Source organism: Burkholderia sp. Ac-20345 (assembly GCF_017104825.1).
Lineage (GTDB): Bacteria > Pseudomonadota > Gammaproteobacteria > Burkholderiales > Burkholderiaceae > Burkholderia > Burkholderia lata_B.
The window spans coordinates 1-17,520 of the sequence record NZ_JAAGPO010000205.1 but is presented as its reverse complement, the minus strand read 5'-3'; the positions used below and the strand labels follow the sequence as shown (position 1 = coordinate 17,520).

At 67.5% G+C, this 17,520-nt stretch carries 16 protein-coding genes and 1 pseudogene; 13 read left to right on the top strand and 4 right to left on the bottom strand.

What is annotated here, in order from left to right; all coding sequences use genetic code 11:
• Positions 1 to 162 precede the first annotated feature (162 nt).
• The 6 genes and pseudogenes from G3O06_RS39900 (at position 163) to G3O06_RS49385 (ending at position 4,284) form a co-directional block, all read left to right on the top strand.
• Positions 163 to 624, top strand: coding sequence for a DoxX family protein (locus G3O06_RS39900; protein ID WP_205819385.1), 462 nt, complete (start codon positions 163 to 165; stop codon positions 622 to 624).
• A 26-nt stretch (positions 625 to 650) separates the two neighbouring features.
• The gene (locus tag G3O06_RS39895) at positions 651 to 1,565 is read left to right on the top strand and encodes a glyoxalase (protein WP_205819384.1); all 915 of its coding nucleotides are present in this window, start codon (positions 651 to 653) and stop codon (positions 1,563 to 1,565) included.
• Entirely contained in the window at positions 1,562 to 2,260 is a 699-nt protein-coding gene (locus G3O06_RS39890) for a YoaK family protein (protein ID WP_174972513.1), read from the top strand. The genes G3O06_RS39895 and G3O06_RS39890 overlap by 4 nt, the downstream gene beginning before the upstream one ends.
• Positions 2,257 to 3,729, top strand: a complete 1,473-nt coding sequence (locus G3O06_RS39885; RefSeq protein WP_205819383.1) for an alginate export family protein — start codon at positions 2,257 to 2,259, stop codon at positions 3,727 to 3,729. Before G3O06_RS39890 ends, G3O06_RS39885 begins: the two co-directional genes overlap by 4 nt.
• Positions 3,730 to 3,783: 54 nt before the next feature.
• Positions 3,784 to 3,993: pseudogene (locus G3O06_RS49390) on the top strand (DUF3331 domain-containing protein); the annotation flags it as partial.
• Positions 3,982 to 4,284 carry a DUF3331 domain-containing protein gene (locus tag G3O06_RS49385; RefSeq protein WP_241020479.1) on the top strand — a complete coding sequence of 101 codons (303 nt, stop codon included), beginning with the start codon at positions 3,982 to 3,984 and terminating at the stop codon, positions 4,282 to 4,284. The pseudogene G3O06_RS49390 and the gene G3O06_RS49385, both read left to right, overlap by 12 nt.
• Positions 4,285 to 4,393: 109 nt before the next feature.
• On the opposite strand, the gene G3O06_RS39875 is transcribed toward G3O06_RS49385, so the two are convergent.
• Positions 4,394 to 5,980 carry an acid phosphatase gene (locus G3O06_RS39875; RefSeq protein WP_174972519.1) on the bottom strand — a complete coding sequence of 529 codons (1,587 nt, stop codon included), beginning with the start codon at positions 5,978 to 5,980 and terminating at the stop codon, positions 4,394 to 4,396.
• A gap of 220 nt (positions 5,981 to 6,200) precedes the next feature.
• Between G3O06_RS39875 and G3O06_RS39870 the strand changes: the two genes are divergently transcribed.
• The 3 genes from G3O06_RS39870 to G3O06_RS39860 all read left to right on the top strand — a co-directional run bounded on the left by G3O06_RS39870 (position 6,201) and on the right by G3O06_RS39860 (position 8,521).
• Complete coding sequence (locus G3O06_RS39870) at positions 6,201 to 7,541, top strand: cytochrome c peroxidase (protein ID WP_205819381.1); 1,341 nt, start codon at positions 6,201 to 6,203, stop codon at positions 7,539 to 7,541.
• Positions 7,542 to 7,652: 111 nt separating this feature from the next.
• Entirely contained in the window at positions 7,653 to 8,039 is a 387-nt protein-coding gene (locus G3O06_RS39865; protein WP_174912858.1) for a hypothetical protein, read from the top strand.
• 11 nt (positions 8,040 to 8,050) lie between these two features.
• On the top strand, positions 8,051 to 8,521 hold the full coding sequence (locus G3O06_RS39860; RefSeq protein WP_205819386.1) for an NUDIX hydrolase: 471 nt from the start codon (positions 8,051 to 8,053) through the stop codon (positions 8,519 to 8,521).
• A gap of 138 nt (positions 8,522 to 8,659) precedes the next feature.
• Here the strand turns inward: G3O06_RS39860 and G3O06_RS39855 are convergent, their stop codons facing one another.
• Positions 8,660 to 10,369: a glutamine--tRNA ligase/YqeY domain fusion protein gene (locus G3O06_RS39855; RefSeq protein ID WP_205819380.1), complete on the bottom strand. Its 1,710-nt coding sequence runs from the start codon at positions 10,367 to 10,369 to the stop codon at positions 8,660 to 8,662.
• A 244-nt stretch (positions 10,370 to 10,613) separates the two neighbouring features.
• Here G3O06_RS39855 and G3O06_RS39850 point away from each other — a divergent pair, with 244 nt between their 5' ends.
• Together G3O06_RS39850 and G3O06_RS39845 are read left to right on the top strand one after the other, a co-directional pair.
• On the top strand, positions 10,614 to 10,823 hold the full coding sequence (locus G3O06_RS39850) for an ornithine acetyltransferase (protein WP_011351716.1): 210 nt from the start codon (positions 10,614 to 10,616) through the stop codon (positions 10,821 to 10,823).
• Between the two features lie 178 nt (positions 10,824 to 11,001).
• Positions 11,002 to 11,556 (top strand): alpha/beta hydrolase, encoded by a 555-nt coding sequence (locus G3O06_RS39845; protein WP_174972523.1) that lies wholly within the window; start codon positions 11,002 to 11,004, stop codon positions 11,554 to 11,556.
• Positions 11,557 to 11,628: 72 nt separating this feature from the next.
• Here the strand turns inward: G3O06_RS39845 and G3O06_RS39840 are convergent, their stop codons facing one another.
• Positions 11,629 to 12,849: a CaiB/BaiF CoA-transferase family protein gene (locus tag G3O06_RS39840; protein ID WP_205819379.1), complete on the bottom strand. Its 1,221-nt coding sequence runs from the start codon at positions 12,847 to 12,849 to the stop codon at positions 11,629 to 11,631.
• A gap of 248 nt (positions 12,850 to 13,097) precedes the next feature.
• Here G3O06_RS39840 and alaS point away from each other — a divergent pair, with 248 nt between their 5' ends.
• Entirely contained in the window at positions 13,098 to 15,722 is a 2,625-nt protein-coding gene (alaS, locus tag G3O06_RS39835; protein WP_174972528.1) for an alanine--tRNA ligase, read from the top strand.
• Between the two features lie 126 nt (positions 15,723 to 15,848).
• Here the strand turns inward: alaS and G3O06_RS39830 are convergent, their stop codons facing one another.
• Positions 15,849 to 16,763 carry a LysR family transcriptional regulator gene (locus G3O06_RS39830; RefSeq protein ID WP_205819378.1) on the bottom strand — a complete coding sequence of 305 codons (915 nt, stop codon included), beginning with the start codon at positions 16,761 to 16,763 and terminating at the stop codon, positions 15,849 to 15,851.
• Positions 16,764 to 16,886: 123 nt separating this feature from the next.
• On the opposite strand from G3O06_RS39830, the gene G3O06_RS39825 reads away from it, so the two are divergent.
• On the top strand, positions 16,887 to 17,520 hold a 634-nt coding region (locus G3O06_RS39825), incomplete at its 3' end, for a YbfB/YjiJ family MFS transporter (RefSeq protein WP_205819377.1).

Sequence of the window (17,520 nt, the reverse complement as noted above, 5' to 3'; positions counted from 1 at the left end):
CGCAGCTGCAGCGGGCCGCGGCGGCCGCCGCGCAATGCGGTTGCGCGAGTGCGTGCGGTATGCACGGCCATGCACATGCGAACGCGTGGAGCCGCGAGTTGCCGACATCGGACGCGAAGGGCTTCTGGGGCGCGTTCGGCTGTTCGTGCTGGGCGGTCTGACATGGCGACCCCGATCACTCGCCGCGGCGCCGGCAACCCGGCGTGGGTCCGCGCGCTGCTCGCGCAGCCGTGGGTCCTGCCGCTTGCGCGCCTGGCGCTGGTGTCCGCGTACCTGATCGGCGGTGTCGCGAAGGCGCTGGATTTCAACGGCGCGGTCGCGGAGCAGGCGCATTTCGGGCTGCAGCCGGCCGCGCTATGGGCGGCGCTGGCGATTGCGGTCGAGATCGCCGGCTCGCTGTGCATCGTGCTGGGCCGCTTCACGTGGCTCGGCGCCGGCAGCCTCGGCATGCTGACGCTGGTTGCGATGGCCGTGGCCAACGATTTCTGGAACCGCACGGGCGCCGAGCATTTCATGGCGCTCAACAGCTTTTTCGAGCATCTCGGGCTGATCGCCGCACTCGTGCTCGCGACCCTGCTCGCCGATGCGAAGCACCCGGCCGGCGACGGCCGCACACCTCGATGACGATGAAACAACCAGGAAACCCTGTCATGAAAACCCTTCGTTCCGTGTTGCTCGCCGCGATGATCGCGGGCGGTCTCGCCGTCGCGCCGATCGTGCACGCGAAGCCGCCGGTCCCGCCCGCGCCGGTGCCGGTGCTGGCCGTCGGGCCGCAGTACGACACGACGCACGTGTGCGTGGCGCCGGACGATTTCGACCGCTTCACCGACAGCTTCGTCGCGACCTTCGGCGGCAAGAAGTCGAAGCAGGGCGTGTTTCAGGTCACGCCCACGCCGAGCCAAACGATGTCGCAACTCGTGCTTACGCCGGTCGGCACGATCTCGGTGTTCGGCTTCAAGACGCCGATCCCGTACCCGTTCTGCGCGGAGCGTACCGGCTATCTCGTCACCGACATGGACGTCGCGATGAAGACGGCGCGCGCACACGGCGCGGACGTGATCGTCGACACGTTCCCCGATCCGATCGGCCGCGACGCGATCATCCGCTGGGCTGGCGGGCTGAACATGCAGCTCTATTGGCATACCGAAGCACCACACTACGATGCGCTGGAAAAAGTGCCGGAGAACCGCGTGTACGTGTCGCCGGAAAGCGTGCGCAAACTGGTGCACGACTTCGTGAAGTTCTCGAACGGCAAGGTGGTGTCCGACACCCTCAAGGCGCCGGGCATCGAGATCGGCCGGCCGAACGAGACGTACCGCCGCATCCGTATCGAATCGGGCTTCGGCAAGATGACCGTGCTCGTGACCGACGGCCACCTGCCGTATCCGTACGGGCATGAAATGACGGGCTATGAAGTTACCGATCTCGCCGCAACGCTGAAGAAGGCGCAGGCCGCGGGTGTGACCGTGCTCGTGCCGCCGTTCACGTCGGACGGCCGCGACGCTGCGCTCGTGCAGTTCCCGGGCGGCTATGTCGCCGAGATCCACGCGAGCGCGGCGCGATGAAGCACGAGGATACGATCCTTGCGGCGGTGGCCGGCTTCGTCGATACGCTGAGCTTCGTCGCGCTGTTCGGGCTGTTCACCGCGCACGTGACGGGCAACTTCGTGCTGATCGGCGCGGGCATCGCGGGCTTCGGCCAGGGTGTCGTGCTGAAGCTCAGCGTGTTTCCCGCGTTCGTGTGCGGCGTGATCGCGAGCAGCCTGATCGCGCGGTCGATGTCGGGGCGGCCGGCGTGGCAGGGCACGCGCGCGCTGCATGCGGTGCAGGCCGTGCTGCTGCTCGGCTTTTGCGCGGCCGGCGTGTGGGCGACGCCCGTCACGCAATCGGATAGCCTGCCGGTGCTGGTGGCCGGCATCGTCGGTGCGTTCGCGATGGGCGTGCAGAACGCGCATCCGCGCGTGATCCCGCATGCGGGAAGCGTGCCGAACACGGTGATGACGGGCAACGTGACGCAGGCAATCCTCGACGTCGTCGACATGCTGTCCGCCGGCACGGCCGACAGCGTGCGCACGGCGGCACGCGCGCGTTTCGCGAAGATGCTGCCTGCGATCGTCGCGTTCGCGCTCGGCGCGGCGTGCGGGGCACTCGGGTTCCGCTACGTCGGTTTCCTGGCGTTGCTCGCGCCGGTTTGTGCGCTTGCGGTGCTCGCGCTGTGCGCGGCGCAATCCGCGGGTGCCGTGGCGAAGGAGCGCGCATGAGCGTACAGCGGGAACGGAGGCATGGCAGCCGCCGCTTCGATCGTGCCGCACGCGCGTCCGTCGTCGCGGGGCTGTTGTTCGCCGGGCGCGGCGCCGCGTTCGCCGAAACGTCACCGGAATCGGCGCCGGGCACGGACAGCGCCGCCTCGACGTGCACGGCCAAGCGGCCGGCCGTGCTGTTCAACCGCTGGCAGGAAGACTGGTCGGTGCTCGCGAATCCGTGTGTGCCGCGCGCACCGCTCGACGGCTTGAAGTACATTCCGCTCGGCAACGATCCGGCATCCTATCTGTCGCTCGGCGTGAACCTGCGCGAGCGTCTCGAGACCAACGACGCGCCGCTGTTCGGCATCGGTTCCGCGCAATCGGACACGTACCTGATCCAGCGCGTCGAAGTGCATGCCGATGCGCATCTCGGCCAGCACTGGCAGTTCTTCGTGCAGTTGCAGGACGACCGCGCATTCGGCAAGAACACGATCTCGCCGGTCGACAAGAATCCGCTCGATCTCGAGCAGGCATTCGCGACCTACACGGGTGCGCTCGGCGGCGGCACGTTCAAGTTCCGCGTCGGCCGGCAGGAGATGGCGTTCGACCTGCAGCGCTTCATCGCCGCGCGCGACGGCCCGAACGTGCGGCAGGCGTTCGATGCGGTGTGGGCCGACTACGAATACGGGAAGTGGCGCTTCATCGCGTATGCGACGCAGCCGGTGCAGAACCGCGCCGCGTCCACGTTCGACGACGTGTCGAACCGCGACCTCACGTTCAGCGGTGTGCGCTTCGAACGGCAGTCGGTGGGGCCCGGCGACCTGTCGGGCTACTGGTCGCGCTACAACCGCAGCAACGCGCGCTTTCTCGATGCGAGCGGCGCGGAGCATCGCGACGTGTGGGACCTGCGTTATACCGGTACGCATGGCCGCTTCGACTGGGATCTCGAAACGATGCTGCAGACGGGGACGGTCGGCAGCAGCACGATCCGCGCGTGGGCGGTCGGCTCGATCGCCGGCTACCGGCTCGACGCGCCGTGGTCGCCGCGCGTCGCGCTGCAGGTCGACGCGGCGTCGGGCGACCGGCATCCGCACGACGGGCGTGTCGGAACCTTCAACCCGCTGTTTCCGAACGGCTATTACTTCACGCTCGCCGGCTTCACCGGGTATTCGAACCTGATCCACGTGAAGCCGTCGGTGACGCTGAAGCCGTCGCCGAACCTGTCGCTGCTCGGTGCGCTCGGTTTCCAGTGGCGCGAGACGACCGGCGATGCGGTCTACCAGCAGGGCAACGCGGTGGTGCCGGGCACGGCGGGCAAGGGCGGGTTGTGGACGGGGATGTACGTGCAACTGCGGGCGGACTGGACGATCGCGGCGAACCTGATCGGTGCGATCGAGGCCGTGCATTTCCAGGTCGGCGATGCGATCCGCCAGGCGGGCGGGCACAACGCCGACTATGTCGGGGTCGAGCTGAAGTATGGGTGGTAGCACGCGTGCCGCGGCGCGTCCGCCGGCGAATGGAAGCTCGATGCGTGGTGTCGAATGAATGCGCGCGTGCAGGTGCTCGCTTTTTCGGACGAGATGCTGATCGTGCGCTGGCTTGGGCCGGGCGGTGCGGAACAGCGCTGGGCACCCGGGCGCGCGCTCCGCTCGGGCCACTGCGCGTTGTCCGGCGAGAAGATCGTTTGCGGCGACGCTGTCTTCAGCCCGCGCGGGCGGGCGCCGTTCGAACCGAATGCGATGATCCTGGCTGCGGCGCTCGACCGTCCGCGCGCGTCGACGGTCCGCCCGCACGTGCAGGTGCTCGAGCGTTCGGCGCAGTTGCTGGTCGTACGCTGGGTCGAACCGGGGCGTGCGCACTTCGGCGAGCAGCACTGGAAACCCGGGCGCGCACGGCAAGCCGGTGTCTGCGTGCTGTCGGGCGCGCGGATCGCGTGCGGGGACGACGTGTTCCGCCCGAGTGGTCAGCCGACGCCGCCGAATGCACGCGCGATGATTCTGGCCATCGCACTCGATGGCGCGGGGAGGAAGTACGGCGGGTGACGCGGCGCGTACGTGCTTGCGTTCGCGTGTGTGCAATGACAAAGGGCGGCCGAAGCCGCCCTTTGTCGTATGCGGCCGGCGTCGCGCCGGCCGGTGCATCGCAATGCCGTTACAGGTTCGGCGACAGCGCGAGTGCGTTCGTCAGGTCGCCCATCGGCTGGCCGCCGTTCGCCTTGAGCGCGTCGTCGCGCTGTTGCAGGCCCGCGAGGCGCGGCAGCGAGAAGCGGCGCGTGATGAAGCGCAGGATCGAACCCGTGTCGTACTGCGTGTGGTCCACGAAGCCCTTCTTCGCGTACGGCGATACGATCAGCGCCGGAATGCGGGTGCCGGGGCCCCAGCGGTCGGCGTTCGGCGGCGTGGCATGATCCCAGAAGCCGCCGTTTTCGTCGTACGTGACGACCACGACCATGTTTTTCCACTGCGGGCTCGCCTGCAGGTGCGCGATCACGTCGGCGATGTGCTGGTCGCCGGAGGTGACGTCCGTGTAGCCCGGGTGCTCGTTCAGGTTGCCTTGCGGCTTGTAGAACGCGACCTGCGGCAGCGTGCCCGCGTCGATGGCCTTGATGAACTCGGCGCCGTTCGCACCGCCGTCGAGCAGGTGCTGCGCGCGGCTCGCGGTGCCCGGCGCCTGGTTCGCGAAGTAGTTGAACGGCTGGTGGTGCGGCTGGAAGTTCGGCGTCGACAGATCGGCACCGTAGATCACGTTCGACGTGCCGTTCTGGCTCGCCTGCAGCGCCTGGCCCCACGCACCGCCGTACCATGCCCACGACACGCCCGCGTTGGTCATCAGGTCGCCGATGTTGGTCGCCGTCTGCGGCGGCATCGTCGATGCGTTGGCCGGGTCGGCGAGCAGCGGATCGCCGCCCGTGGCCGCCTTGTTGCCGCTCGGCTGATACGCCGGCTGCATCGTGTTGATGCCGTAGAAGTCAGGCGTCAGCGCGCCGTCGTTGACGAACTTCGGCGGGCCGCTGAGCGCGGATGCCGGCGAGTTCGTGGCAACCTTCAGCGACTTGCCGTCGGCGTTCAGGACTGCGATCTTGCCGGCCGCCGGGCTCTTGTCCGCGTTCGCATAGAACGGCGCGCACGCACAGATCAGGTACTGGTGGTTCAGGAACGAGCCGCCGAACGCACCCATGAAGAAGTTGTCGGCGAGCACGTACTGCTGCGCGATTTTCCACAGCGGCAGCTTCGACGGATCGGCGGTGTAGTGGCCCATCGTCAGGCCGCCCGCATCGGTCCACGCGGCATACATGTCGTTCTTGCCGCCGTTGATCTGCATCTGGTCCTGGTAGAAGCGGTGCACGATGTCGCGCGTCGCAATGCTCATCGACTGGTTGAAGCCTTTCGGGTCGTCGATTGCGAACGGCGCGTTCGGCAGGTTCGCCGTCATCGCCTCGTTGACTGCCGGCGTGATGCCGGTCGCGGTCAGGCCGCCCCAGATCTTCGGCAGCGTCGCCATCGTCGAGCCGTCGCGATCCTTCTGCACCGAGTTCGCGGCCGTCGCGTTCTGCAGGCCGTTCGCACCCGGGAAGTTGCCGTACAGGTTGTCGAAGCTGCGGTTTTCCGCATAGATCACGACGACGTTCTTGACGGTGGACAGGCCTTGTTGCGTCACGTCGTCGCCGCCGCAGGCGGTCAGGCTGAGTGCGGCCGCGAGGGCGATCGGTGTATGGCGAATCCAGGCGTGCTTCTTCATGCGATGTTCTCTCTTTAGTCGTTTGTCGCGTGTGGGAATCGGGTTTGCGTAGGGCCGGCACAGCAGCTTCGATGGCCGACCGACTGCGCGCATTATCTGGAACCGATTTGACAGCCGGGTGTAGGGGCGCTTTCAATTGACTGTCGGTTGAACGTCATGCAATGGTCACGGAACTGACATAAGCTCCGGCCGATTGCCCACCGCTACAAGAAGAACGACGATGCACAGCTTCCCGAAATCCCTGATGTCCGCGCGCTCGTTAATCCATGCCGCGACGACGCTGGCGCTTGCCACCGCGCTCGCGGCGCTTGCCGGTTGCGATGCACGGCCCGGCGCAAGTCAGACGGCCGCGTCCGTCGTGCCGGCCGCGCAGGCCGCACCGGCGGTTGCTTCGGCCAGCCAGCCGCAGACGCGCGCGCAGGTGTTCGAAGGCGTGAAGCAGATGACGGCGCTGGGCAAGCAGCTGTTCTTCGATCCGTCGCTGTCGGGGTCCAGCAAGCTCGCGTGCGCGTCGTGCCACAGCGCCGAGCATGCGTTCGGGCCGCCGAATGCGCTGTCGGTGCAACTCGGCGGCGACGACATGCATCGCACCGGCTTTCGCGCTGTGCCGTCGCTGAAATACCTGCGCGGTATTCCGCCGTTCAGCGAGCACTTCCACGACTCGCCCGACGAGGGGGACGAGAGCATCGACGCGGGTCCGACCGGCGGCCTGACGTGGGATGGTCGCGTCGACACGCGTGACGCGCAGGCGCGCATTCCGCTCACTTCACCGTTCGAGATGAGCAGCTCGCCGGCGCGGGTGGCGAAGGCGGTTCGCGCGGCGCCCTATGCGGACGCCTTCCGCAAGGCGTTCGGTGACACGGTGCTCGGCGACGATCAGGCGACTTTCGACGCGGTACTGCGCGCGCTCGACGCCTTCCAGCAACAGCCGGCGCTGTTCGATCCGTACACGAGCAAGTACGACGCGTACCTGGCCGGCCACGCGCAGCTCACGCCCGCGGAGCTGCGCGGGCTGCAGTTGTTCAACGACGAGAAGAAGGGCAACTGCGCGAGCTGTCACGTGAGCCAGCGCACGCTTGAAGGCGGCCCGCCGCAGTTCAGCGATTTCGGGCTGATCGCGATCGCGGTACCGCGCAATCGCGCGCTGCCCGTCAATCGCGATCCGCGCTTCCACGATCTCGGCGCGTGCGGCCCCGAGCGTACCGACCTGAAGGGCCGCGACGAATTCTGCGGGCTGTTCCGCACGCCGTCGCTGCGCAACGTCGCGCTGCGCAAGACGTTCTTCCACAACGGCGTGTATCACACGCTCGAGGACGTGATGCGCTTCTACGTCGAGCGCGACATCCATCCGGAGAAGTTCTATCCGGTCGAGCACGGGAAGGTGCAGATCTATGACGACCTGCCCAAGCGCTACTGGCCGAACATCAACCGCGAAGCGCCGTTCGATCGCAAGCGCGGCGAACAGCCCGCGCTGAACGCGGCCGAGATCAAGGACGTGATCGCGTTCCTGGGTACGCTGACTGACGGATATCAGCCAACGGCCGCGCCGGCAGGCCACTAGAAGGCGGCGCCGACGGCACGCATGCTATCCTCGCTCGCTGACAGGCGCAGTGTGCGTGCCGGTTCGCTGGCATGCATCGCGCCGTTCGATCGAACATCCAAGGAGAACAACATGTCGATGCGTGCATCCCTTTCCGTCGTCACGCGCGTGCTGGCCGGCGCCGCGTGCGCAGCCGCGATGCTGCCCGCCCATGCGCAGAACAACCTGAATTTCCTGAACGACACGCCGCTCAGCTACTTCAGCAAGACCGACCGTGCGTCGCTCTCCAAGGCTGTCGTGCAGGTGCGCGACGAAGGCAAGGACGGCGAGACCACGACGTGGCAAAGCAGCGGCCGCGGCACGCAGATCGATGCGAAGCTGACGCCGACCACGACCGAGACGGACGGCAAGACCTGCCGTGAAATCGCCACCGACATCACCGCGAAGGGCCAGACGATGACGCTCAAGCCCGTCTATTGCAAGACCGACGCGGGCAAGTGGCAGCTGCAGAAACGCTGAGCACGCGCGTGATGAAGCGGGGCGGCGCGCCGCGCACGGTGTCGTGCGGCGTCGTGATCCTCGATGCGGCCGGCCGCGTGTTCCTCGCGCACGCGACGGATACCACGCACTGGGACATCCCGAAGGGGCAGGGCGAGCCCGGCGAGTCGCCGGCCGACGCGGCGTTGCGCGAACTGCTCGAGGAAACCGGCATCGCATTCGCGCCGGCCCGGTTGCTCGATCTCGGGCGCTTCGCGTACCGGCACGACAAGGATCTGCACCTGTTCGCGGTGCAGGTGGCCGAGGGCGAGATCGATCCCGCGCACTGCACGTGCACGTCGATGTTTCCGAGCCGCCGCGACGGCTCGCTGATTCCCGAGATGGATGCGTACCGCTGGACCGTGCCCGGCGACATCGATGCGTATGCAAGCCGCAGCCTCGCGCGGCTGTTTCGCACGAAGCTGCCGCTCGCGGATTTGCATCGGCGGTTGATGGGCGGGTGAATGAGCGCGGCGGCTTCCGCTGCCCCATGAGCTGGCTTCGCTTCGAAGCACGCAACAAAAAACCGGCCCTGGAGCCGGTTTTTTTATGGTCACGCGACGGCGGCTTGCGAAGCCGCGCGTCGCGCGCGAAGCACGCCGTTACGCCGGCTTGCCCCAGCTGTCGCGCAGCCCGACGATCCGGTTGAACACGGGCTTGCCCGGCTTCGAATCGACCCGATCGGCGACGAAGTAGCCGTGACGCTCGAACTGCAGGCGCGTTTCCGGTGCGATGTCGGCATTGCCCGGCTCGACGTACGCCTGGACGATCTTCTTCGAATCGGGGTTCAGCGCCTCGAGGAAGTTCGCGCCGCCCGCGTCCGGATGCGGCTCCTTGAACAGGCGGTCGTAGATCCGCACTTCGGCCGGCTGCGCATGCTTCGCGCTGACCCAGTGGATGTTGCCCTTGACCTTGTACGTGTTCGCGCCTTCGGTGCCCGACTTGCTGTCCGGGAAGTAGTTGCAGTGCACGGCCGTCACGTTGCCGTCGGCGTCCTTGTCGAAGCCCGTGCACTCGATCACGTAGCCGTAGCGCAGGCGCACCTTGTTGCCAGGGAACAGGCGGAAATAGCCCTTCGGCGGGTTCTCGACGAAGTCCTCGCGCTCGATCCACAGCTCGCGCGAGATCGGGAACGTGCGCATGCCGCGATCCGGGTGGTGCGGATGCACGGGCGCCGTGCACGCTTCCTCGAGGTCTTCCGGGTAGTTGTCGATCACGAGCTTCAGCGGATCGAGCACGGCGACCGTGCGCGCGGCCTTGTCGTCGAGGTCGTCGCGCAGCGCGCCTTCGAAGATGCTCATGTCGATCCACGAATCGATCTTCGTCACGCCGATCCGCTCGCAGAACAGGTGGATGCTCTCCGGCGTGAAGCCGCGGCGGCGCACGCCGACGATCGTCGGCATCCGCGGGTCGTCCCAGCCGTCGACGTGGCCTTCGGTGACGAGTTGCAGCAGCTTGCGCTTGCTGGTGATCGCGTACGTGAGGTTCAGCCGCGAGAATTCGATCTGTTGCGGCAGCGGGCGCGTGAACTTGCCGGCTTCCGCGAGTTCGTTCAGCACCCAGTCGTACAGCGGGCGATGATCCTCGAATTCGAGCGTGCACAGCGAATGCGTGATGCCTTCGAGCGCATCCGAGATGCAGTGCGTGTAGTCATACATCGGGTACACGCACCATGCGTCGCCGGTGCGATAGTGGTGCGCGTAGCGGATCCGGTAGATCACCGGGTCGCGCATGTTCATGTTCGGCGAAGCCATGTCGATCTTCGCGCGCAGCACGTGCTCGCCTTCCTTGAACTCGCCGGCCTTCATGCGGCGGAACAGGTCGAGGTTTTCTTCAGGCGTGCGCTCGCGGAACGGCGACGGCTTGCCGCCTTCCGTCAGCGAGCCGCGGTTCGCGCGCATTTCATCGGCGCTCTGGCTGTCGACGTACGCCTTGCCGCGCTGGATCAGCAGCTCGGCGAACTCGTACAGCTTGTCGTAGTAGTCGCTTGCGAAGTACTGGTGATCGACCGCGTCCTTGCGCCAGTCGAAGCCGAGCCAGCGCACCGCGTCGACGATCGAGTCGACGTACTCGACGCTTTCCTTTTCCGGGTTCGTGTCGTCGAAGCGCAGGTGGCACACGCCGCCGTAGTCGCGCGCGACGCTGAAGTTCAGGCAGATGCTCTTGGCATGGCCGATGTGCAGATAGCCGTTCGGCTCGGGCGGAAAGCGCGTCTCGACGCGGCCGCTCCATTTGCCGGTGCGGTTGTCGTCGTCGATGATGTTGCGGATGAAATTGGAAGCCGCGGGGGCGTCGTTGCGTTCGGTGCTCATGCGGATGGCGTCAGGTTGTGTCGGCGCGTCGCGCCGGTTTAATCCCGTGATTCTACCTGACCGGGGTCCGTCCCGCGCGGCTGGCGGCATGGCGGGGGCGGGTTTCGACCGATTATCTCGATATTGTGTCGGCTGTAACACGACGTAAATCGGATTGCCCGGGCCGTTTGGCGTTGCCTATGATGGCTTCACCGATTCAATGCCGCCGTTCGGGTTGCCGCGCGGCCGGAGGAAACTAAAAATGATGATGAAGAAGACCACGTTTATCGTTCGTACCGCCGTGATCGTCGCGGCCCTGTCGCAACTTGGCGCATGCGCGATGACGCATACGCAGCGCAATGCCGGTATCGGCGCGGCTGCGGGCGGTGCGCTCGGCTACCTGGTGACGGGCGGCCCGCTCGGCACGGTCGCGGGTGCCGCGGCAGGCGGTATCGTTGGCGCGAACGTGCGCTGACCGATGACATGACGCGAGCCGCCTGACAGGCGGCTTGCCGTCCGGTCGCGACGCTGCGCTCGACGCGTCCCGACCCCACGCACATCCTTCCGGTTTCAGACAGGCAGCATCAGGGAGGAACGGGTGTGCGACACTGCGCCGACGCACCATAACGATTTCATTCGTCGACGCACTTTCCATGAGCCCATTTCCCGTTCTCGTCCTGCCGGGCTACGCCAATTCGGGCCCGCTTCACTGGCAGAGCCGCTGGGAGCGTGCCGACGCACGTTTCTCGCGCGTCGCGATGCCCGACTGGGACCGGGCGTTCCGCAACGGCTGGTGTCTCGCACTCGATCGTGCGGTCGAAGCCGCGCGCGGGCCGGTGCTGATTGCCGGTCACAGCCTCGGCACACTGACCACCGCGTGGTGGGCGACGCGCTATGCGCGCCCGGCCGCGCTCGCGAAGGTGCGCGGCGCGTTGCTGGTCGCGCTGCCTGATCCCGACGGTCCCGCGTTTCCGGTCGATGCACACGGCTTCGGGCCCGTGCCGTACGAACGGCTGCCGTTTCCGACCTGCGTCGTCGCCAGCAGCGACGATCCGTATGGCTCGCTCGCGTTCGCCCGCACCTGCGCGAACGCATGGGGCAGCGCATTCCACGATATCGGCCCGCGTGGCCACATCAACGCGGACAGCGGGCTCGGCGACTGGCCCGATGCACGTGGCTGGCTCGACGCGCTCGCCCGTCACGATTGACGGCGCGGGGCGGGGCGGTGGTTGCGGCCGCTGCCACCGCTGGCCGGTCCACGCCCGCGCAGGCCGCCGAGTTCAGATCGCCTGTTTCGCCCGCAGCGTGGCGATCTTCGCGTCGTCGTAGCCGAGCATGTCGCGCAGCACGTCGTCGGTCTGTGCGCCGAGCAGCGGCGGGGCCGTGCGTGCTTCGGGCGGCGTCGCGCTCATCCGGATCGGGTTGCGCACGAGCTTCGCGTCCGCGCCGCACGGGTGCGGCAGCGATACCTGCATCCCGCGCGCGACGACCTGCTCGTTGTCGAACACCTCGTCGAGATCGTTGATCGGGCCGCACGGCACGCCGGCCGCTTCGAGCGCACCGATCCAGTCGGCCTTGTCGCGCGTCTTCACCATCTCGGCGAGGATCGGCACCAGCGTGTCGCGGTGGCGTACGCGCGACGGATTCGTCGCGAAACGCTCGTCGTCCGCCAGCTCGGGCTGGCCGCCGGCCTCCACGAACTTGCGGAACTGCCCGTCGTTGCCGACCGCGACGATGATCCAGCCGTCGCGCGTCTGGAACGTCTGGTACGGCACGATGTTCGGATGCGCATTGCCCCAGCGCACCGGCGGCTTGCCGCTCGCGAGGAAGTTGGTGTTCATGTTCGCGAGCAGCGCGACCTGCACGTCGAGCAGCGCCATGTCGATGTACTGGCCTTCGCCCGTCCGGTCGCGGTGCGCGAGCGCGGCGAGCACCGCGATCGTCGAGTAGAGGCCGGTCGCGAGGTCGGCGATCGCGACACCGGCCTTCTGCGGGCCGCCGCCCGGCTCGCCGTCGCGCTCGCCGGTGATGCTCATGAAGCCGCCGATCCCCTGGATGATGAAGTCGTAGCCCGCGCGGTGCGCGTACGGGCCCGTCTGGCCGAAGCCGGTGACCGAGCAGTAGACGAGGCCGGGCTTCACCGCACGCAGCGATTCGTAATCGAGCCCGTATTTCTTCAACTGGCCGACCTTGTAGTTCTCGAGCACGACGTCGCTCTGCGCGGCGAGCTCGCGCACGATCTGCTGGCCCTCGGGCGTCGCGATGTCGATCGTCACCGAGCGCTTGTTGCGGTTCGCCGCGAGGTAGTACGCGGCCTCGGCGGTATCCGCGCCGTCCGCGTCCTTCAGGTACGGCGGCCCCCAGTGGCGCGTGTCGTCGCCGGCGCCAGGGCGCTCGACCTTGATCACGTCCGCGCCGAAATCGGCAAGCGTCTGCGCGCACCACGGGCCCGCGAGCACGCGGGTGAGGTCCAGAACACGGATATGGCTCAGGGCACCCATCGTCGAATCGTCTCCTTTCGTGGCTGGCCTTGTCGGGCAAGGCCGGTTGGCATGCCGAGCATCTTAAGGCGAATCGGCCGCGGCAGTGGCCCGGCGCACTCGTCCGCGGAGGCGGGCCGCCCGCGCGGCCGCGCCGGCTGGGGCGTCAGTCTGTATCGTATAATCGAGCGTTTACGATAACTGCCGCCGTGCGTCCGCGAGGACGGCCGGCGTTTGAAGCCGTCTCAGCCAGACATTCCCCGCACGCCATGAAAGCTGCCGAAATCCGCGAGAAATTCCTCAAATTCTTCGAATCGAAGGGCCACACGATCGTCCGCTCGTCGAGCCTCGTGCCCGGAAACGACCCCACGCTGATGTTCACGAACTCGGGCATGGTCCAGTTCAAGGACGTGTTCCTCGGCACGGATCCGCGTCCGTACTCGCGCGCCACGACGGCGCAGCGCAGCGTGCGCGCGGGCGGCAAGCACAACGACCTCGAGAACGTCGGCTACACGGCGCGCCACCACACGTTCTTCGAGATGCTCGGCAACTTCTCGTTCGGCGACTACTTCAAGCACGACGCGATCAAGTTCGCGTGGGAGCTGCTGACCACGGTCTACCAGCTGCCGAAGGACAAGCTGTGGGTCACGGTCTATCAGGAAGACGACGAGGCGTACGACATCTGGGCGAAGGAAGTCGGCGTGCCGACCGAGCGCATCATCCGGATCGGCGACAACAAGGGCGCGCGCTACGCGTCGGACAACTTCTGGACGATGGGCGACACCGGCCCGTGCGGCCCGTGTACCGAAATCTTCTACGACCACGGCCCGGACGTGTGGGGCGGCCCGCCGGGGTCGCCTGAGGAAGACGGCGACCGCTACATCGAGATCTGGAACCTCGTGTTCATGCAGTTCAACCGCGACGCGCAGGGCAACATGACGCGCCTGCCGAAGCAGTCGGTCGACACCGGCATGGGCCTCGAGCGTCTCGCCGCGGTGCTGCAGCACGTGCACAGCAACTACGAGATCGACCTGTTCCAGAACCTGATCAAGGCCGCCGCGCGCGTGACCGAAATCAGCGACCTCACGAACAACTCGCTGAAGGTGATCGCCGATCACATCCGCGCGTGCTCGTTCCTGATCGTCGACGGCGTGATTCCCGGCAACGAAGGCCGCGGCTACGTGTTGCGCCGGATCGTGCGCCGCGCGATCCGCCACGGCTACAAGCTCGGCCGCAAGGGCTCGTTCTTCCACAAGCTGGTGGCCGACCTCGTCGCCGAGATGGGTGTCGCGTATCCGGAGCTGAAGGAAGCCGAACAGCGCGTGACCGACGTGCTGCGCCAGGAAGAAGAGCGCTTCTTCGAGACGATCGAGCACGGCATGTCGATCCTCGAAGCCGCGCTGGCCGACGTCGAAGCGAAGGGCGGCAAGGTGCTCGACGGCGAGCTCGCATTCAAGCTGCACGACACCTACGGCTTCCCGCTCGACCTCACGGCCGACGTGTGCCGCGAGCGCGGGATGACGGTCGACGAGCCGGCGTTCGACGACGCGATGGCGCGCCAGCGCGAGCAGGCGCGTGCGGCCGGCAAGTTCAAGGCCGCGCAGGGCCTCGAATACACGGGCGCGAAGACCACGTTCCACGGCTATGAGGAAATCGCGTTCGACGACGCGAAGATCGTCGCGCTGTACGTCGACGGTTCGTCGGTCAACGAAGTGAAGACGGGCCAGGACGCGGTCGTCGTGCTCGATCACACGCCGTTCTACGCGGAGTCGGGCGGCCAGGTCGGCGACCAGGGCGTGCTCGCGAACGCAGCGACGCGCTTCGCGGTGGCCGATACGCTGAAGGTGCAGGCCGACGTGATCGGCCACCACGGCACGCTGGAGCAGGGCACGCTGAAGGTTGGCGACGTGATGCGCGCGGAAATCGACGCGCATCGCCGCGCACGCACGCAGCGCAACCACTCGGCCACCCACCTGATGCACAAGGCGCTGCGCGAAGTGCTCGGCGCGCACGTGCAGCAGAAGGGTTCGCTGGTCGACGCGGAAAAGACCCGCTTCGACTTCGCGCACAACGCGCCGATGACCGACGACGAAATCCGTCGCGTCGAGCAGATCGTCAACAACGAAATCCTCGCGAACGCGCCGGGCATCGTGCGCGTGATGCCGTACGACGAAGCGGTGAAGGGCGGCGCGATGGCGCTGTTCGGCGAGAAGTACGGCGATGAAGTGCGCGTGCTCGACCTCGGCTTCTCGCGCGAACTGTGCGGCGGCACGCACGTGAGCCGCAGCGGCGACATCGGCTTCTTCAAGATCGTCGTCGAAGGCGGTGTCGCGGCCGGCATCCGCCGCGTCGAGGCGATCACCGGCGACAACGCGGTGCGCTACGTGCAGGAACTCGACGCTCGCGTGAACGAAGCCGCGGCCGCGCTGAAGGCGCAGCCGTCGGAACTCACGCAGCGTATCGCGCAGGTGCAGGACCAGGTGAAGTCGCTCGAGAAGGAACTGGGCGCGCTGAAGTCGAAGCTCGCATCGAGCCAGGGCGACGAGCTCGCGCAGCAGGCCGTCGAAATCGGCGGCGTGTTCGTGCTGGCCGCGACGCTCGACGGTGCCGATGCGAAGACGTTGCGCGAAACGGTCGACAAGCTGAAGGACAAGCTGAAGAGCGCGGCAATCGTGCTGGCAGCCGTCGAAGGCGGCAAGGTCAGCCTGATCGCGGGTGTCACGCCTGACGCAAGCAAGAAGGTCAAGGCCGGCGAGCTCGTGAACTTCGTCGCGCAGCAGGTCGGCGGCAAGGGCGGCGGCCGTCCGGACATGGCGCAAGCAGGCGGCACCGAGCCGGCGAACCTGCCGGGCGCGCTGGCCGGCGTGAAGGGCTGGGTCGAAGAGCGGCTCTGATCGTCATGACCGATGCGATGCCGTTTCGTTGCGGCATCGCGTGAAATGAAAAAGACCCGACCGGCGCATGCCGATCGGGTCTTTTTGTTGGTACGCCGGAACAATGCGCGCCGGCCGCCCGACGATTCAGGCCGGCACGGTGACCGGCGGCTTCGCCGTACCGTCCGGCTGCCGCGCGGCTTCGGTGAGCGCATCGCGCAACGCGGCCAGTGCCGCCGACGCATAACCGTGCCGCCACGCTAGCAGCGTATCGATGCCTTCCAGTTCGGGGATCACGTGCGCGGTGATGTTGCCGGTCTCGGGCTGCAGGTCGAGCACCGAACGCGGCGCGACCGCGATGCCGGCACCTGCCGCGACGCACGCGACGATCGCGTGATATGACCCGAGTTCGAGCACGCGCGCCGGCTTGACGCCGTGCGTCGCGTACCACTGTTCGACGTACTTGCGATACGTGCAGCCGCGTTCGAACGCGATCAGCGTCGGCAGGATCACGTCGCGCGGCGTGCGCACCGGCGGATGGCCGCGTGGTGTCAGCAACACCAGATCCTCGCGGAAGATCGGCACCGTCTCGAACGTGTCGGGCAGCGTGTCCGGTGCGGGCGGGCGCGCGAACAGCGCGGCGTCGATTTCGAAGTCGCGCACGCGGTCGATCAGCCAGCCCGTCGTGCCGGTCAGCAGTTCGAGCGACACGTCGGGCCACGCATGGTGATAACGCGCGAGCACGGTCGGCAGGCGGCTCGCGGCCGTGCTCTCCATCGTGCCGAGCCGCAGCCGCCCGCGCGGCGTGTCCTCGCGCACCGCGTCGCGCGCCTCGTCGGCGAGCGCGAGCAGGCGCTCCGCATACGGCAGCAGCGTGTGCCCGGCCGGCGTCAGCACGAGCCGGCGGCCGTCGCGCACGAACAGCGCCGCGCCGAGTTCTTCCTCGAGCTGCTTGATGCGCGTCGTGACGTTCGACTGCACGCGATTGAGCTTGGCCGCCGCGCGCGTCACGCCGTTCTCGCGCACCACGGCCCGGAAAATCGCCAGCGCCGCCAGATCCATGATTCTCTCCTAGCGATGAATGGATTCTTAATTATTCATTTTTCGAGAACGTTTGGTCAAGCTACGATGGAAGCATTCCGATTTCCGATCCGGCCGGCGCGTTGAACGCCGGCCCATGCCGCCATGTCCCGCTCGAATGCCCCGACCGCCGCCGCCGGCGCGCCTTCCGTCGACGATGCCGACCGCCGCGCCCGCACGGCCGCGCTGGCCTGCATGGTCGGCCTCGCGGTCGTGCTCGGCGTTGGTCGCTTTGCGTTCACGCCCTTATTGCCGCTGATGCTCGCCGACGGCTCGATCGGTCTGAAGGCCGGCGGCTGGCTCGCATCGGCGAACTACGCGGGCTATTTCGTCGGCGCGGTCAGTTGCGCGGCGCTGCGGGTCGCGCCCGCGCGAATGGTGCGCTTCGGGCTCGTGGCGACCGTGTTGCTGACCGCCGCGATGGGCGTCGGCCACCTGCTGCCCGTATGGCTCGCGGTGCGCTTCGTCGCGGGCGTCGTCAGCGCGTGGACGTTCGTGTTCATGTCGCAATGGGGGCTGCGGCGCCTGGCTGAACTGTACGCACCGGAGTGGAGCGGGGTGATCTACGCGGGGCCCGGCGTCGGCATCGTGGTGACGGGGCTGATCGGCAGCGCGCTGGCCGGCCAGCGTGCGGCGTCGGGCTGGTTCGGTTTCGCGGCGCTGTCGGCGGTGTTGTCGGTCGCGATCTGGCGCACGTTTGCCGCTGCCCCGGCGCAAGCCGGGGCGCCGGGCGGCGCCA

Bases quoted from the DNA above. Each gene is read 5' to 3' on its own strand.
- G3O06_RS39845 (WP_174972523.1), top strand. From the start codon at position 11,002: ATGAGCCCATTTCCCGTTCTCGTCCTGCCGGGCTACGCCAATTCGGGC.
- G3O06_RS39895 (WP_205819384.1), top strand. From the start codon at position 651: ATGAAAACCCTTCGTTCCGTGTTGCTCGCCGCGATGATCGCGGGCGGT.
- alaS (WP_174972528.1), top strand. From the start codon at position 13,098: ATGAAAGCTGCCGAAATCCGCGAGAAATTCCTCAAATTCTTCGAATCG.
- G3O06_RS39830 (WP_205819378.1), bottom strand. From the start codon at position 16,763: ATGGATCTGGCGGCGCTGGCGATTTTCCGGGCCGTGGTGCGCGAGAAC.
- G3O06_RS39890 (WP_174972513.1), top strand. From the start codon at position 1,562: ATGAAGCACGAGGATACGATCCTTGCGGCGGTGGCCGGCTTCGTCGAT.
- G3O06_RS39865 (WP_174912858.1), top strand. From the start codon at position 7,653: ATGTCGATGCGTGCATCCCTTTCCGTCGTCACGCGCGTGCTGGCCGGC.
- G3O06_RS39900 (WP_205819385.1), top strand. From the start codon at position 163: ATGGCGACCCCGATCACTCGCCGCGGCGCCGGCAACCCGGCGTGGGTC.
- G3O06_RS39860 (WP_205819386.1), top strand. From the start codon at position 8,051: ATGAAGCGGGGCGGCGCGCCGCGCACGGTGTCGTGCGGCGTCGTGATC.
- G3O06_RS39855 (WP_205819380.1), bottom strand. From the start codon at position 10,369: ATGAGCACCGAACGCAACGACGCCCCCGCGGCTTCCAATTTCATCCGC.
- G3O06_RS39875 (WP_174972519.1), bottom strand. From the start codon at position 5,980: ATGAAGAAGCACGCCTGGATTCGCCATACACCGATCGCCCTCGCGGCC.
- G3O06_RS39870 (WP_205819381.1), top strand. From the start codon at position 6,201: ATGCACAGCTTCCCGAAATCCCTGATGTCCGCGCGCTCGTTAATCCAT.
- G3O06_RS39885 (WP_205819383.1), top strand. From the start codon at position 2,257: ATGAGCGTACAGCGGGAACGGAGGCATGGCAGCCGCCGCTTCGATCGT.
- G3O06_RS39850 (WP_011351716.1), top strand. From the start codon at position 10,614: ATGATGAAGAAGACCACGTTTATCGTTCGTACCGCCGTGATCGTCGCG.
- G3O06_RS39840 (WP_205819379.1), bottom strand. From the start codon at position 12,849: ATGGGTGCCCTGAGCCATATCCGTGTTCTGGACCTCACCCGCGTGCTC.
- G3O06_RS49385 (WP_241020479.1), top strand. From the start codon at position 3,982: ATGATCCTGGCTGCGGCGCTCGACCGTCCGCGCGCGTCGACGGTCCGC.